General features: G+C 38.7%; 11 protein-coding genes. All 11 read left to right on the forward strand.

Annotated elements, in window-relative coordinates:
• Positions 1-60 precede the first annotated feature (60 nt).
• The 11 genes from WA1_RS45055 to WA1_RS45105 all read left to right on the forward strand — a co-directional run bounded on the left by WA1_RS45055 (position 61) and on the right by WA1_RS45105 (position 17,807).
• Complete coding sequence (locus WA1_RS45055; protein WP_066613282.1) at positions 61-3,321, forward strand: putative Ig domain-containing protein; 3,261 nt, start codon at positions 61-63, stop codon at positions 3,319-3,321.
• A 149-nt stretch (positions 3,322-3,470) separates the two neighbouring features.
• Positions 3,471-4,643: an acyltransferase family protein gene (locus WA1_RS45060; RefSeq protein WP_017744099.1), complete on the forward strand. Its 1,173-nt coding sequence runs from the start codon at positions 3,471-3,473 to the stop codon at positions 4,641-4,643.
• Positions 4,644-6,115: 1,472 nt separating this feature from the next.
• Positions 6,116-7,426: a glycosyltransferase family 4 protein gene (locus WA1_RS45065; protein WP_017744101.1), complete on the forward strand. Its 1,311-nt coding sequence runs from the start codon at positions 6,116-6,118 to the stop codon at positions 7,424-7,426.
• A gap of 247 nt (positions 7,427-7,673) precedes the next feature.
• The gene (locus WA1_RS45070) at positions 7,674-8,531 is read left to right on the forward strand and encodes an ABC transporter permease (RefSeq protein ID WP_017744102.1); all 858 of its coding nucleotides are present in this window, start codon (positions 7,674-7,676) and stop codon (positions 8,529-8,531) included.
• Between the two features lie 15 nt (positions 8,532-8,546).
• Positions 8,547-9,803 carry an ABC transporter ATP-binding protein gene (locus WA1_RS45075; RefSeq protein ID WP_017744103.1) on the forward strand — a complete coding sequence of 419 codons (1,257 nt, stop codon included), beginning with the start codon at positions 8,547-8,549 and terminating at the stop codon, positions 9,801-9,803.
• Positions 9,804-9,871: 68 nt separating this feature from the next.
• Entirely contained in the window at positions 9,872-10,654 is a 783-nt protein-coding gene (locus WA1_RS45080; protein WP_017744104.1) for a class I SAM-dependent methyltransferase, read from the forward strand.
• Between the two features lie 18 nt (positions 10,655-10,672).
• A complete protein-coding gene (locus WA1_RS45085) occupies positions 10,673-12,979 on the forward strand; it encodes a polysaccharide pyruvyl transferase family protein (RefSeq protein ID WP_017744105.1) in 2,307 nt (768 codons plus the stop codon).
• A gap of 16 nt (positions 12,980-12,995) precedes the next feature.
• Complete coding sequence (locus WA1_RS45090) at positions 12,996-14,291, forward strand: glycosyltransferase family 4 protein (RefSeq protein ID WP_017744106.1); 1,296 nt, start codon at positions 12,996-12,998, stop codon at positions 14,289-14,291.
• 73 nt (positions 14,292-14,364) lie between these two features.
• A complete protein-coding gene (locus tag WA1_RS45095) occupies positions 14,365-15,402 on the forward strand; it encodes a glycosyltransferase family 2 protein (RefSeq protein WP_017744107.1) in 1,038 nt (345 codons plus the stop codon).
• A 42-nt stretch (positions 15,403-15,444) separates the two neighbouring features.
• Positions 15,445-16,434, forward strand: coding sequence for a glycosyltransferase family 2 protein (locus tag WA1_RS45100; protein WP_017744108.1), 990 nt, complete (start codon positions 15,445-15,447; stop codon positions 16,432-16,434).
• 23 nt (positions 16,435-16,457) lie between these two features.
• Complete coding sequence (locus WA1_RS45105) at positions 16,458-17,807, forward strand: glycosyltransferase family 4 protein (RefSeq protein WP_017744109.1); 1,350 nt, start codon at positions 16,458-16,460, stop codon at positions 17,805-17,807.

Here is a 17,807-nt window from a genome sequence, read left to right on the forward strand (position 1 = left end):
TTACTGTGCAATTTCTTTTTTTCACAAACAAGTTCATTTTAAGTTAGAGAGCGACCTATCATGGCTTTAGTCAATCCTATAAATGCTGCACCTACCCTCACAGGAGATGCCACCTTAAGTGCTGTGCTGGAAGATTCCATAAATCCTTCTGGTCAATCTATTTCCGCTCTCTTTGATGGCAAGTTTAGCGATATAGATCAACCTACCATTTCTGGTGTTTCTGTGGTAAGTAACACTGCAGACGCTGTCACACAAGGAAAATGGCAATACTCTACTGATGGCAGCACTTGGTTTGATGTTGGTATCGTTGCTAATGGTGCCACTGCGTTGGCTCTTTCTGCAAACACTCGAGTCCGTTTTTTGTCTGCTCTCAACTATAATGGTAAACCACCAGGATTGGGGGTACGGGCGCTAGATAAGACTTACTTAAGTGGCTATACTTCTGGCAACAGTCGCATAAGTGTGAATACTGGTAGTCTATTAACAGCGATTTCTCCAGAGACACGATTTATCCTCACTGAAATCAACCCTGTAAACGATGCACCTACTGTCAGTGGTAAAATACCTGACCCATCCACACAAGCTGACTCACAATTTAATTTTCCAGTTTCAGCAAATATCTTTAGCGACCCAGATATCGGAGACACTCTCACGTATTCAGCGACCCTTGGTGATGGCAGCGTTTTACCTAGTTGGTTGAACTTTGATAAACAAAGCCTAACCTTCAGTGGTACTCCTACTAGTAGCAATGTGGGGAAGTTAAGTGTGAAAGTGACGGCTACAGATAACGGTGGTTTAGGTAAGAGTGCTAGCACCATCTTTACCATTGACATTACACCTCCAAAAGGAGGTATTGTTGGCACAGATGCTAATGAAAAGTTTGCTGTTGCTATTGGAAGTGATGTTATTGATGCCGGAGGTGGGGATGATACTATTAGTGCGTCTGTTGCCAATCTCCAACAAAATGACCTCCTCAATGGTGGTGTTGGCATAGATACTTTCATCCTGACTGGTGGCAGTACTTCGAGCACAGTAACCATAGATATAGGTAGTACTAGTAATCAGGTTCAAGGTATTGGTAGTGCCACAGTATTAAACTTTGAGAAGTTTGATGTCAAAGGTTTTGCTGGCTCTGTCAACATTACTGGCACTATTGGTAATGACGTTCTGTATGGCGGGGCTGGTAATGACACCCTCAATGGTGGAGCTGGCAATGATGCTCTTTCTGGTGGAGCTGGCGATGACACTATCTATGGTGAAGCTGGTATTGACTATCTAAATGGTGGAGCTGGCAACGATAAGCTTATTGGCGGTGATGGTGATGATACATACTTTGTTGATGTTGCTGGTGATACCGTTGAAGAAACAAGTACAGGTGGTCGCGATACCGTTGGTGCATATATCAACTACACCTTGGGTGATAACGTCGAAAACCTCTACCTTTTAGGTACTGCTCTTGAGGGTAAGGGGAACTCTGCCAACAATACTATCATAGGTAATATTAGTAACAATATCCTGTCTGGCGGTGATGGCAGCGATCTTCTGGATGGTGGTGCGGGTAATGACACTCTTGACGGTGGGGCTGGTAATGATACTCTTAAGGGTGGAGTTGGTGTTGATACTCTCATTGGTGGGGATGGTAATGATATCTACTATGTAGATGCTGAAGATATCATTCAGCCAGATACTGGTGGTATTGATACAGTCTTTGCATCCATGACTTTCACTTTAAGTGCTGACTTAGAGCATCTTACCCTCTTAGGAAGCAGTGCTATTAACGGTGTCGGTAATGCTACTAACAATAGCATTACGGGTAATAGTGCTAACAACGAGCTATCTGGCGGTGATGGCAATGACATTCTCAATGGTGGCGTTGGCTCTGATTCTCTTAAAGGCGAGGTTGGCAATGATAACCTCATTGGTGGTGATGGCGATGACACCCTAGATGGTGGGGTTGGCAATGATATTCTCAATGGTGGTCTGGGTGTTGATATTTTCACTGGTGGTGATGGCAATGACACCTACTATATTGATAACGTCAACGATGTTATCAATGCCGACACAAGTGGGATTGATACCGTTGATGCTTCTGTCACGTACTCTTTGGGTGCGAGTTTAGAAAACCTTTACCTTTCAGGTAGTGGTGCTATCAATGCTACAGGTAACGATGGGAATAACTCCATTAGGGGTAATGCGGCGGCTAACATTTTGTCTGGTGGTGCTGGTAACGACACTATCATTGGTGGGGCTGGCGATGACACTTTAGATGGGGGCGTTGGCAATGACATTCTCAACGGTGGTCTAGGTATTGATATTTTCACTGGTGGTGATGGTAATGATATCTATTACATTGATAACGTCAATGATGTTATCAATGCGGACACAAGTGGGATTGATACCGTTGATGCTTCTGTCACGTACTCTTTGGGTGTGAGTTTAGAAAACCTTTACCTTTCAGGTAGTGGTGCGATTAATGCCACAGGTAACGAGGGGAATAACTCCATCAGAGGTAATGCGGCGGCTAACATTTTGTTTGGTGGTGCTGGTAACGACACTATCACTGGTGGGGCTGGCGATGACACTTTAGATGGTGGTGCTGGCAATGACATTCTGAATGGTGGTCTAGGTGTTGATATTTTCACTGGTGGTGATGGCAATGACATCTACTATATTGATAACGTCAATGATGTTATCAATGCGGATACAAGTGGAATTGATAGCGTTGATGCTTCTGTCACGTACTCTTTGGGTGTGAGTTTAGAAAACCTTTACCTTTCAGGTAGTGGTGCGATTAATGCCACAGGTAACGAGGGGAATAACTCCATCAGAGGTAATGCGGCGGCTAACATTTTGTCTGGTGGTGCTGGTAACGATATTATCACTGGTGGAGCTGGCGATGACACTTTAGATGGGGGCGTTGGCAATGACACTCTCAATGGTGGTGCGGAAGGCGATCGCTTCCTTTTCGGTACAAATACTGCTTTTGCTACTAGTGTTGTTGGAATCGACACAATGATTGATTTCACTTCTGGCACAGACAAAATTGTTCTAGACAAAATCACTTTCACATCCCTGATTAGTTCCATAGGAATTGGTTTCAGTTTGGATAGTGAATTTGAAATTGTAGCCAGCGATATTGCTGCGGGATCAAGTAATGCCAAGATTGCTTACAACTCAGGTAATGGGAAGTTATTCTACAACCAAGATGGAGCAATTGCTGGTTTTGGGACAGGTGCTCAATTTGCCACACTTGCCAATAAAGTTTCTCTCACTGCAAGTGATTTTCTGATTGAGACTCAAAACCAAATTATTTTGGGCTAAACTTTTGAGTTGTAGTTGCACCTATTTGAAAATAGGTGCAACTACAACTATCTCACTTTCCGGTTTTTTCAAAAATTGTTTAGAGATATCCTAATAATATATTTATCTGCTAAAAAATACACTATAAAAAAATAAACAATGAATTATAAATGAAAACTGTTAAATTAGTTGAATTAAGGAGAGATAATAGAAGTACTGTACACTTAGATTTATTACGAGGTTTGGCAGCACTAGTAGTTCTAACAAATCATTTAAGAAATTTATTTTTTGTTGATTATGGACAAGTTATTCATAAAAACATTCTTGTAAATATTTTTTATTATTTTTCTTCTTTTGGATATCAAGCAGTTATTGTTTTTTTTGTTTTAAGTGGTTTTTGTATTTCCTTAACTGTTATTAAGTCTATTGAAAATTGGTCTTGGAAAATTTATTTTATTAATCGGTTGTCTCGTCTTTATGTTGTCTTAATTATTGCTCTTTTCTTAGGTCTTTTTTTAGATTATTTAGGAATTACAATTTGGGATAAAAATAGTATATATTATAGGAATTTTCTGGGTAGCAATATTATAGATAGCCCCGTTGTCAACAGATTAAAAATTTCAATTTTTATTGGTAATATTTTTTTTCTGCAAAACATACGTGTTACTACATTTGGAAGTAACGATCCTTTATGGAGCTTAAGTAGTGAGTTTTGGTATTATGTGCTTTTTCCTTGTATTTTACTTATTGTTTACCCTAAAATTAATCTAGTTACTAAATTTTTACATACTTTCATAGTCTTGACAATATTCAAGTTTATAGGAAACTCAATTGCAATATACTTTTTTATTTGGCTTTTAGGCACTCCTGTCTGTTTAACAGGAAATCTCAGAATTAAAAATCCAATATATAAATTTTTGTCAATATTGGTTTCATCGTTGATATTTTTATTAACATTATTGTTGATTAAGTTCAATATTTTAATGAATTCTTATCTGTCTGATTTTATCTTAGCAATAGTAACAGCAATTTTGATTTATTCTCTATTACAGGACAATCGAAAACAGCCTGTTGATTCTCATGCTTTCTGGTATAGTTATAAAATTATATCTCAAAAGCTAGCAGGCTTTTCCTATACTCTTTATTTAGTTCATATGCCAATTTTAGTGTTTATAAATGCTTGCTTATTAAAAGAGACTAGATGGCAACCAGATACATTTCATCTGCTTGTTGGTCTAATTTTACTCTTACTAGTTCTTGGCTATGCTTTTTCGATTTCTCTGTTTACAGAAGCAAAAACCGAGAAGCTTAGGGATTTTTTAAAATCATCCCTCCTTAAGTAAATCAATCAATATTAATAATTACACTTAGTTTGTAGTAACGCTTTATCGCTGTTCGCGGAGCTTAAAGTCAGCCATAGCGCTACTAAGATCCCGAATATAGGGGCAAAAATCTGGTTTCTTCCTAGAGACGCTTCAAACAGCGTGTCTCTACGCCTAAGAGATATCAAGCTTTCCGGCAAAGAGAAACCAGGTTTTTGTGATTACTGTATCGGCGCTCTAGGCGATTAGAAATTGCAGCTACACATTAGTCCGCGCAGGCAGACTAATGTGTAGCCGAGGCAGCTCGTTGCTCTGGTTACCACTAGTTGAAGCGCCTGCCGTCCAGAATTTTATTTTGAGAGCAATTGGCCAACTTGGGATGCTCCCATAGGTAGTCATCTGGGAGTTTTCCAAATGCGTAGAAAAGATTTGTTTAAAGCGTGTTTACAGAAGCTGTTTGTCAGACACATTTATCTTACAACAGTTTTCACCTAAATGAACCACACATGATTGTAAGGGCGCAATGCCTTACGCCCCTTAGATTGTGGTCTATTTATCTGAAAATGGCTGTAACCAAGGAATCTTGAGATTTTATTCTGAGGAAATTATAAAAACTGTAATTTGGAACCTTTTGACCCCTATGACAGACATTATAAATGAAGTTTCTGCTCATAACAACAAGAGCAAAACTGCTTTCCCTTCCTTACCTTATGCTTTTGTCTGTTTTCAATTCCAGTTTATTACTTACAGGAATGCTTAAGTTTAATACGTAAATTCTCTAAATTATTGTATATTTTAATACATTTATAAATTTTGAGAGTGATGTTTGATTCTGAGGTGATATTGATACAACGACCTAAAGCTGGCAAGTAGAAAATAAAATAGAAATTACAGAAAACAACCAAAAAAGAATCTATTTAGCTTTTAATTAATATCTAAAATTCGCTGAAATTAAGCGCTAAATCCTTTTTTCAAGCTTCCTTAGTCTGAGTAGTATCCAAAAAATCAGTACTTTTACTAATAGTCATACTGTGTAAAAAGAGTATCATATAGATGTTCATGTGAATTTGAAACCACAAGGAATAATACACATACCCTATCAGCAATCAATAAAATATTTGGTCTAATTAATCGATTGTTTTGTCTACTGAAGACTTAGAATTTTCCATTAACTAGAAAACCAGTGTTCTAGTTAATTATTTCAATTGGCTAAAGCTTATTGAGTACTCTATTGTACAAAAGTTTGTAAAGCTTCTAAAGCGAGGGTTGCTATAGATGTAATCCCCGCATTTTTTTGGCGATCGCAGCTATGTCATATAGAGCACTACGACTATATAAAATGTCCTAATTGAACTTAAAAGTCCATATTTCAATAAATTGGGACTTGTAACAGGAATTTTATTTCCTGGTGAAGTACTTACAGCAAAAGCATTAGCCCAAAAAGTGTTGTTCAAAAATGTATTAGAGTTTCCTTCTGCAACAGCATACCATTTATGACACAGAGTGAAAGACTACAGCAATTCGTTCAAAGCGACTATCAAATTTCCCAGCACATCAGCGTAAGTGATTTTTTGGGGATAGAGCGATTTATTAAATTGTCCGTTATTACTCAGTTTTTTCCCCCAGACTTCGCTGCAACTGGACAGTTGATTGATGAATTGGTTCGACAATTAGAAAAACAAGGAGTAGATATTGAAGTCTTCACTGGTCAACCAGGTTATGCATTTAAGTCCGATCGCGCTCCTGCAGTTGAACAGTCTGGTGGGTTAAAAATCCGGCGATCGCGTACTACTCAACTCTGTCCTCAGCGAATTCGTGGTAAAGCTATCAACGGTATTTTGTTTACCCTACGTGCTGCATTTTATCTGTTCAATGCTGCTCGACGTCGTAATGTTGCGTTATTAACAACAGCACCTCCATTCTTACCAGTCTTAGGGTATCTTGCACATATTTTTTTTGGGTTGTCTTATGTTTGTATACTCTATGACCTCTATCCAGATATTGCGATCGCTTTAAAGGTGATACCAAAACATCACTGGATAGCAAAATTCTGGCGGGCTGTGAATCAGCAAGTTTTGCGAAAAGCCAAGGGAATCATCGTTCTCAGTCCAGCAATGAAGCGGCAAGTAGCCTCTCATTGTCCGGAAGTTGCCCACAAAATTTCCGTCATTCACAGTTGGGCAAACCCAGATTTTATCGTACCTATTGAGAAAGAGAACAACTGGTTTGCTCACGAGCATGGAATGGTAAAAAAGTTTACTGTATTATACTCAGGCAACTTAGGTCGATGCCATGATATACACACTATGTTAGAGGCTGCCAAGTATTTGCAAGATGAGCCTATTCAATTTGTGTGTATTGGTGGCGGGGCTAAACGTGAAGAACTGATTGAGGAGGTTAATCAATTAGGGCTGAAAAACTTTCTGTTTCTTCCATATCAAGAAAAACGGATACTACCTTATTCCTTGACTGCGTGTGATTTGTCAATAGTTACAGTAGATCCTGGCATGGAAAGTCTAGTTGCACCTAGTAAACTATACCCTGCCCTAGCAACTGGACGACCTGTGGCTGTGATTTGTCCGGAGCATTCTTACCTGAAAAAACTGATTGCAGTAGGAAATTGTGGTGCCACTTTTGAAAATGCAGATAGTGTTGCTCTGGCCGAGTTTATCCGCTTGTTAAGTCGAGATAAAGCGTTAGCACAAAAGATGGGCAACGCGGCACGTGAGTATGTGGAAACTTACTTCACAGCTAAAGTGATATCGAAGCAGTATCTCAAGGTATTGCAAGAAGCTTTACTCTAAGGGTTTTAGTGTAAGAAGCTATTGCACTTTATCAACAGCTGTTGATAAAGTTGCTGAGCATAAGTGCAAGCGCCTTGTTGAAATGGAATGAATGCTTGACAAGGGAGGTGGAATTGCAGAGAGGGTGCGATCGCAATTAAAAAGTTTCTCAGCATCGAAATAGTTGTTGTCCAAATGGGAACCCTGATGTAGGAGAGCTTAAAAGCTCTCGCAAACATAGGTTACAGGTGTAAGGAGGATTTCAGATTTGTTAGATAAACCATTTGAAAGTCATCAAGAAATTATCAAGCAAGAGTTAATCCTTGAAGCCGGACGCACAGAAAGGCAGTATTGGAAGGACTTGTGGCGCTATCGTGAATTGTTCTATTTTCTGGCGTGGCGGGACATTCTTGTACGGTACAAACAGACTGTGATTGGTATTGCTTGGGCATTGATTCGTCCGTTTCTGACAATGGTGGTCTTCTCTGTAGTCTTTGGGCAATTAGCAAAGTTGCCCTCTCAGGGCGCTCCCTACCCAATTTTGGTCTTTGCTGCAATGTTACCTTGGCAGTTTTTTGCTAATTCTCTCTCTGAATGCAGTAATAGTCTTATCTCTAACTCCAACTTAATTTCAAAAGTTTATTTTCCACGGTTGATTGTACCCATAAGCACTGTAGTTGTCAGCTTTGTGGATTTTTTAGTTTCAGGAATGATTTTATTAGGGCTGATGGCTTGGTATAATTTTGTTCCTAGTTGGCGTATTCTTACACTACCATTGTTTATTGGGATTGCTGTTGCTGCTTCTATGGGAGCGGGATTGTGGTTAGCATCTTTAAATGTCCAGTATCGGGATTTTCGCTTCGTTGTTCCGTTTATTGTGCAGTTTGGTTTGTATATTTCGCCAGTAGGATTTAGCAGTAGCATTGTTCCTGAGAATTGGCGGTTGCTCTATTCATTGAATCCAATGGTAGGAGTAATTGATGGATTTCGTTGGGCTGTTTTAGGGGGAGAGAGACATCTGTATCTTCCGGGCTTTATATTGTCTTTGGGACTAGTTATTTTACTGCTCCTAAGTGGTATTTGGTATTTTCGCAAGATGGAACGAACTTTTGCAGATGTCATTTAAACAGGAGTGTCATAGGTGTCAGATACAGTTATTAAAGTTGAAAATCTTGGTAAAAAATACATCATTGCTCATCAACAGCAAGAGCGTTATACAGCCTTACGTGATGTCATAGCTCATCGCACCAAGACTTTGTTAAACCCATTTCAAAAAACAAAATCTAAAATTCAAAACTCTCAAGAAGAGTTTTGGGCGCTGAATGACGTATCCTTTGAGATTAAGCAAGGTGATAGAGTTGGCGTAATTGGAAGAAATGGTGCAGGTAAATCAACACTGTTAAAGATTTTAAGTCGAATTACAGAGCCAACTACAGGAAGAGTTTCGATTAACGGACGAATAGCTAGTTTATTGGAAGTTGGTACAGGATTTCATCCGGAATTAACGGGAAGGGAAAACATTTTTCTCAATGGTGCCATTTTAGGCATGAGCAAGACAGACATTAAAAAGAAGTTTGATGAGATTGTTGCCTTTGCTGAGGTTGAAAAATTTTTAGATACACCGGTCAAGCGTTACTCATCTGGAATGTATGTTCGTTTGGCATTTGCAGTAGCCGCACATTTAGAACCAGAGATTTTAGTTGTAGATGAGGTGTTAGCAGTGGGAGATGCAGCATTTCAAAAGAAGTGTTTGGGAAAAATGGAGGAGGTCGGTAAAGAGGGAAGAACAGTTTTATTTGTAAGCCACAGTATGGGGTCTATCTCTCAATTAACAACTAAATGTTTATTTTTGGCAAATGGTAAGAAAGTAGGGTATGGTTTAACTCAGGAAATAGTAACTAAATATATTGAATCTAGTTACAGCCAATTATGTCATAGTAATTTTTATTCTAAGGATAGTAAAAACTACGATCAAAACAAACTTATTGAATTTTCTCAAATCAAGATTGATTATCACAATAATAGTCTTGCGTGCGAAATTTCTTATATAGTCCGCGAAGCAGTAAAAAGTGTAGTTGCGGTTAAAGTTACTAACAGCCAAGGTATTACAGTCATAACAGTGAGGGATACCGATGACGATCCTAATTACTTTTCTAAACAGAAGGGAAATTATATGACTCAGTTTGTCTTACCTGTTGATAATTGGGTTCCCGGTCTCTATTTCTTAACCTTATCGTTAGCAGATATGGTAAGTAAACGATATGACTTTCTAGAAGAAATATTGTCATTTGAAGTCAGTTTAAATAATGATGACACAACACCGGGATGGTCTCGTGATGGTATCATATTTGATCGAACATTTTGGAAAACAATACAAAAAGTTCCTAGTGAAGTATAGGTAAAATTATAATTTCTTAAAATAGGACAATAAAAAGCAAGTCAATAAAATTAAGAACGATCAAATTTATGAATAGGATTGAGAATTTCTTTCCACGAATTACTAAAAAAATATCTATTTTGGTTTTAGGTAGTCATCCTAATAATACGATATTTTCATTTAATTACCACAATGTTTATCATATCAATAAATTTCTTTTACAATGCAAAGAAAAAATTAACTCCCCAGGACATATTCTTGTTGATATTGGTTCAGGTAGAAGTCCCTACTATTTAATTTTTTCTGACATAGTATCAAAATACATCGCAGTGGATTCGTCAGAAAGCTTACCTAAAAATGAATCACGAGCAATAGAACAGATACCAGGGATAGCTGAAACTGTTCCACTAACAGATGCCATAGCTGATATTGTCTTGTGCAATCAGGTACTAGAACATGTGAACGATCCTTCTAAAGCAGCTAATGAAATGTATCGTATATTAAAACCAGGTGGTAAATGCATTGGCTCAGTACCTCATGTTAGCCCAGTACATTTGGAACCATATGATTTTCGGCGTTATACAGATTTAGGTGTCAAACAGTTACTACAAAATGCTGGATTTGTAGAAATAACTGTTGAAGGGAATGGTGGAGTGCATTCAACAGCAGCTTTAATGATTGCTATGGATTGGATGTTGACACCAAGAAGAGAGGGAGAACCTCAGCGCTTCTCTTCAACGAAAGCGCTCTTGTTATCTCCTTTAGTCGGATTAATGAATACTATCGGTTTGATACTTGATTCTTGGCTTGGAAATAAACAAAGAACTCCTGCAAATTTGTGTTGGACAGCCATCAAACCTTTTCATGAATAAATTTTATTAGTTATTGCTATGTATAAATTCCTGAGAAATTACGTAAATTCGAGTTTAAGTGAGCAACGATCGCGCCAATTAAGAAAATTGCGAGCGCTCAGTCATCAAGCTATTGAAGAGGTCAGACAGACTTGGCTGAGTAACGTTTTTCCCATGAAGCCAACTACACTTAACTTGCTAGTCAACGATGTCTGTAACTCACGTTGTCAAATGTGCCTTATCTGGAAACAGCAAAAGGATAAAGAATTGAGTTCTGAGGAGTTAGCTAGAATATTGAGTGATGATTTATTTAGTGAATTAAAGTATGTAGGTGTTAGTGGCGGTGAACCAACTCTCAGATCCGATCTTCCTGAGTTATTTGAGGTGATATGTTCTAAGCAACCACGTATTGCTGGTACTGGAATTATTACAAACGGAATTATAGAAAACACAGTTAAGGAGAGAGTTTTAGCTGCTGCTGAAGTTTGTAAGGCTCACAGTGTACCCTTTAACGTTATGATCTCTCTGGACGGTTTAGGAGAAGTTCATGATACTGTCAGAGGACGTAAAAATAATTTTGGCTCGGCGATTTCTTTACTCAATTTCTTTCATAAAGAAACAGAGATACCAACATCATTTGGATGTACGATTAGTAAAACTAATGCATTATATGTTGATGAGTTACTAGAGTACGCACAGGCAGAAGGTTTATACGGTAGGTTTAGAATTGCTGAATTTATAGAACGTTTGTATAACAACGGACAAACAGAATTTATCAGAGCTTTTGATGACAAAACCCTGTACCATCTTGGATTATTTTTCTTCCGTGCCGAACGTGAATTTGAGCAAAATCCTATGTATCGGAAGACTTACAAAAATATTAGAGCTATGCTTGCTGAAGGTAAGCCCAGGAAAATGGGATGTCCTTACCAAGCTAAAGCAGCTGTGCTGACATCTTGCGGAGATCTACTTTATTGCGCTCCTAAATCTCCAATTCTTGGAAATACACTCCAAATCTCAGCCAGCAAAATTTATTTTTCCCATCTTTCTAAAAGAGAAGAAATTAAAAAGAAAGATTGTAGTACTTGCATTCATGACTATCATGTACCAGTTACTGTTCAAGAAAAATTATTTATATCTATAGAAAATCGCCGAAGACGCAAATATTCTTGCTCTCAACTAGTGCAAATATCATCCCAAGTCATTAAAGAGAAGAAAAGAGTTACCGATTTATCAAGCCTTAGGTCTAAAAAAGTTTTAATTGTAGGATGGTATGGTACTGAGACGGTGGGAGATAAAGCGATTCTTTGGGCAGTTGTCGAGCGATTAAGAACCCGTCCAAACCCTCCTGAAAAAATTTATCTTTCCAGCCTCTATCCTTTTATCTCTCAGTGGACTGTGAAAGAAATGAACCTTGGAACAATGACAATAGTAGAAACTTACTCTAGGGAATTTGAAAGAGTATGTCATGAAGTTGATGAAATTGTTGTTGGCGGGGGTCCACTTATGGATATTGAACCTCTCAACCATATACTTTATGCTTTTATTCAAGCTGCCAAACATAAGTCTTTTGCCAGAATTGAAGGATGCGGGATCGGACCGCTTGTCTCTCCAATCTACACTCAAGTTGTTTCGGAAATTTTGAGACTTTCCGATTGTGTTACCCTTCGAGATCGAGCTTCTGCCAATCGATGCCTCAAAGATTTTTCAGTGACTGACGTCACGATTGTACCCGATCCTGCTACTGACTATGTTCAGTCTGTAAAGACAAATACAGAAACATGGAAAGCTCTGGTTCCTCCTCTTGGGGAAGCTAAAAATGTTTCTTGTTTTTTAAGGGATTGGACTGAGGAGTACATTGGAGATTTTAATAAAGATGAGTTCGATACCATTAAGCGAGAGTTTGAAATACAATTAGCACAGTTGGTTCTATCTGTTGCCAGAGCTAAAGATTTAGAGATTCATCTGCTACCCATGCATACATTTTATGTTGGAGGAGATGATAGAGTTTTCAATCGTAGATTCTACAAGTCATTATCTAATGCTGCTTTAGAAAAGAAACTAGAACCTTCTATTCGTTTCGCTAAAAGCCCGGTTTCTCCTTTTGAAATTCTGCAAAGTATGTATCATGCAGAGTTGAATATTTGTATGCGCTTTCATTCTGTTCTGTTTGCTGAAACATTAGGTGTACCCTATCTTGCCATAGACTACACTGGCGGTGGCAAAATAAAAGCATTTTTGGAGAGCAAAGGTAAGTTGGAGCGATTACTCTCTCTTCAAGAGATTATTACAGGTGAATGGAAGGCGAAATTAGAAACTATATATAGTTTCGCATCAAAAATTTAAATTGTTGAGGTGATAAGTGAAAGTTCTGCACATCAACCAATCTGATACTTGTGGAGGAGCTGCGATCGCAGGTTATAGGCTGCATCAAGGCTTGCTCTCACAAGGCCTTGATTCATCACTACTGGTAAGCACTGTTGAGACAAGCAGCAAGTTTGTAGCTCCTATTACTCGCAAGTATCGAATAGAAAGCCACATTGGTCGCTTGACTTCTTATCTTGGTTTTAACTACCTCAACCTCGTTAGCACTTTTGATATTCCCAAACATCCCTTTTACAAACAGGCAGATATTCTCAACTTTCACAATCTTCATAATGGTTACTTTAACTATCTGGGAATTCCATTGTTAACGAAAAACAAGCCAGCGGTTTTCACACTTCACGATATGTGGAGCTTTACGGGTCATTGTACCTATAGCTATGATTGCGATCGCTGGAAAACAGGGTGTGGTGAGTGTCCGTACTTAAATACTTATCCCGGTGTTTCTCGAGATAATACTTTTTTAGAGTGGAAGCTAAAAGATTGGATTTACAGCAAAGCTAACTTAACGATTGTAACCCTCAGTCATTGGCTAACCGAGCAAGTTAAACAAAGTATACTCAACCGCTTCCCCATCCATCATATTCCCAATGGGATTGATACAGAAGTTTATAGACCCCTTGAGGTTGAGCAGTGCCGTTCCTTGCTTAGAATTCCCTCTGGTAAAAAAGTGTTGATGTTTGGAGCACAGAATTTAAGAGATACTCGTAAGGGAGGTAACTTGCTGCTGTTGGCGCTGCAAAATTTACCCTCATCCCTAAAAGCTGAAACTATGCTTTTAACTGTAGGTCACGGAGGGGAAGCAATTTCTGAGGAAGTGGGAATACCTACTCTAAATCTTGGTTATGTTAGCAGCGATCTTTTAAAGTCAATAGCTTATTCTGCTGCCGATTTATTCATTTTTCCGACCCTTGCTGATAACCTTCCCTTGATGCTACAGGAAAGTATGGCTTGCGGCACTCCTATGGTTTCGTTCAAAGTCGGTGGTGTTCCCGATCTTGTACGTCCGGGTGTGACTGGTTACTTAGCAGCAACAGGGGGTGCTGATGATTTTTGTAAAGGAATCGTGGAGTTGTTAGAGGATGATAGCTTACGCGATCGCATGAAGCAAAATTGTCGAGTGATCGCCCTAGCTGAATACAGCTTAGAACTACAGACTCAGCGATACATCCAACTATATCACCAAGTTTTGGGTATACCAAAGAGCGATTTTCCTTTAGAGACGCTACGTAAAGGCAAGTCTACACAAGAAAATTATTCTGTTGCTATTGGTTAACAGGGGTTGGCAAACGCTACTTACCATAGGTTATCTTCAATTGATTTAGCTATTTTTAGTAAAACTCTCACTTATGTCTATCATTACTAGAGCATTGACCTTAGAAGATTTACCTCCACCTCCACCAGGAAAAAGTGGCTGGCCTTGGACTGAGCAAAGCGAACCACTGCCTGACCGGATGCCAAATGGTTATGAATGGCCCCGCATCAGCGTTGTGACACCAAATTACAACTACGGTCACTTTCTTGAGGAAACCATTCGGTCAGTTTTGCTACAAGGGTATCCAAATTTGGAATACATCATTACTGATGGCGGCTCAACTGATGGCTCACTAGAAGTTATTGAAAAGTATGCTCAATGGCTTGCCTATTACGTGAGTGAAAAAGATAAGGGACAGTCTGATGCAATAAACAAGGGTTTTTATAAAGCCACAGGAGAGATTTATGCTTGGCTAAATTCTGATGATGTGTTCTGTCAAACAACTTTACCGGAAATTGGATATTTTTGGAGAGATAATAGCAACTGTCATTTTCTCACTGGAGATGGATATTTTTTTATTACAGAGAAGTCAGCAGAAAAAATAGAATATTACATAAAACCGCAAAATTACTCGCTTCAAGATTTACTCCAGTATCATCATGATAAATATTTACCCCAACCTTCGGTCTTTTTTAGTCAACATATATTTCATCAGCTAAATGGGTTAGATATTTCACTATCATACGCAATGGATTTAGACTACTGGTTGCGTATTAGAATGTTACATCCTCTGCACTACATACCTAAGTGTTTTTCCAAGCTGAGACATCACACTGATGCTAAAACTTGGAAAAGCAATGTTGTTGCAATGGCAGAAGTCAAAGAAGTTATCGAAAAGTACGATAAACACCTTCAACTATTTACCAGACTTAGAAATAAGTTAAGCTTGAGATTATTTTACGCTTCTGTCATGCTTAGGCGTGGATTATTTGAATATTCAATTGGAAATAAGCTCGAATCAACAAAATGGTGGTGTAAATCAGCACTATTCTGCCCCAGCATTATTTGCTTTGTTAATTATTGGAAATTAATTATTAAAATTTTATTGATACAAAAACCTACTAAAGCATGATGTTTTTGTTCAAAAAATTATTATATTGAGTGATAAGTTATCATGCTCAAATTTCCCTTAATATCAGTCATCATTCCTTGCTATAATGCAGCACGCTTTTTAGACGCAACCCTAGAAAGTGTTTTTGCACAAACATTTAAAAATTTTGAAGTTATTGTCATTGATGATGGTTCAACTGATGAGACAGCAACTTTGATTCGCTCTTTTGGCTCAAAACTAAGAGCAGAATTCACTCCCAATCAAGGTGCTAGTGCAGCGCGTAACCTCGGTACTGCGTTAGCACAAGGTCAGTTTTTTCAATATTTAGATGCAGACGATCTTTTACGACCTGATGCTTTGGAAAAACGAGTCAATGCATTGATAGCTCATGATGCTGATGTAGCATACTCTGACTGGCAACGGCTAGAGGAAGGTGAAGATGGCAAATTTCATCTGGGAGCTATTGTAGCTAGGCGTATTGAAGAGGTTCATCCCGATCCACAAATTGCATTATTTACTAATTTTTGGGCTCCACCTGCAGCTTTACTTTACAACCATCGTATTGTAAACAAGATTGGTACCTGGAATAAGTCTCTACTTTTTATCCAGGATGCTCGCTTCTGCCTAGATGCCGCTTTGATGGGGGGTAAATTTATCCACGTACCTGGCGTACAAGCAGATTATCGAGTACTGGCAAGTCGTACTAGTTTATCAAAACGTGACCCTACTGGCTTTATGAATGATTGCTTTATCAATGCCTGTCAGGTAGAAGAAATTTGGACAGTTCATGGGGGCATAACTTCAGAACGACGTATTGCCCTGGAGAAAATCTACGGTCATATAGCCCGATTCTACTTTGAACGTAACCGCTTGAAGTTTTCTGAAGTGCTTGCCAAAATTCACCGATTGAATCCAAACTATATTCCTTCAAATCCAAAAGCATTGCACCAGTTATCTCAGTGGGTGGGATATGAGCAAGCTGAGGCAATTTCACTAACCTATCGTCGCACGAAAAAACAACTACACCGATTAGTACAAAAATTCTCTTTTTAGAACTATGTTCTACTAACAGTGGCATGAAAATTATTCACGTCCCCTTCTGTTTTTATCCCCATCCTGTAGGTGGTACTGAAGTTTATGTAGAAGCATTATCACGGCATCTACAACAGCAAGGATTGCAAATTTTAATTGCCGCACCGGGAAATGTTAACGAGTCCTACTTTCACAATCGCTTACCTGTACGTCGCTTTGCTGTATCTAATCAAGTTAAAAGACTTCAAGAGGTGTATGGGGAAGGGGATCGGCAGAGCGCAATTGAATTTGGCAAACTCTTGGATGAGGAACAACCCGATCTCGTTCACTTACACGCATTTACAAGAGGTGTTTCTTTACGACTTGTCCGCGTTGCCAAGCAAAGAAAAATTCCAGTTATTTTTACTTATCACACCCCTACTGTAAGTTGCCAAAGAGGAAGTCTCATGCGTTGGGGTACACAAGTTTGTGATGGAAAAGTGGATTTACGTACTTGTTCTCAATGCACATTACAGGGACTGGGATTAAACTGGATAAGCGCAAGTGCGATCAGTAATTTACCTCCTATAATTGGGCATTCTTTAAGAGCGCTTAATCTCCATGGAGGTATTTGGACTGCTCTCCGCATGACCGAATTAGCAAGTTACCGCTATTCTGCCTTGCAAGGTTTGTTATCTGAGGTTGACCATGTTGTTGCAGTCTGCGATTGGGTGAAAGATATTTTAATCCGCAATCACGTATCTTGCGAGAACATCACTGTCAGTCGTCAGGGATTGTGTCAAGAAATACTATCAGCTAAAACTAGCCAATTAGGAAACAATACTACTGAGAATAATTCATTTCTCAAGATTGCTTTTTTAGGACGAATTGAACCTATAAAGGGAATAGATATCTTGCTGAAAGCTTTCCAAACCACTCCGCAACTGGCTGCTACCTTAGATATTTATGGCATCTCTCAAAATTCAGCAAGTGATGCTTATCAAACACAATTATTGAACTTGGTAAAACAAGACACAAGAATTTCTTTCAAATCTCCTGTTTCTCCAACACAAGTTGTAAACTTACTAACAGACTATGACTTGCTTGCAGTACCATCTCAATGGTTGGAAACAGGACCATTGGTGGTTCTTGAAGCATTCGCTGCTGGGATTCCTGTCATTGGTTCTAATCTAGGAGGAATTGCAGAATTAGTTCAGCATGGAGTTAATGGCATACTTGTGGAGCCTGCTTCTGTTGATGCATGGATTCGAGAACTTCAAAGACTCAGCCAAGAGCAGGATTTACTCACTCATTTGCGTCGTGGTGTTCGTCCACCCCGACACATGGAAACAGTTGCGGAAGAAATGTTATCTCTCTACAATTACATACTGCAAAAAAGTAATAAGGTACTTTAG

Origin of the sequence: Scytonema hofmannii PCC 7110 (genome assembly GCF_000346485.2) — a bacterium.
In the GTDB taxonomy this organism is placed as follows: Bacteria; Cyanobacteriota; Cyanobacteriia; order Cyanobacteriales; family Nostocaceae; genus Scytonema; species Scytonema hofmannii.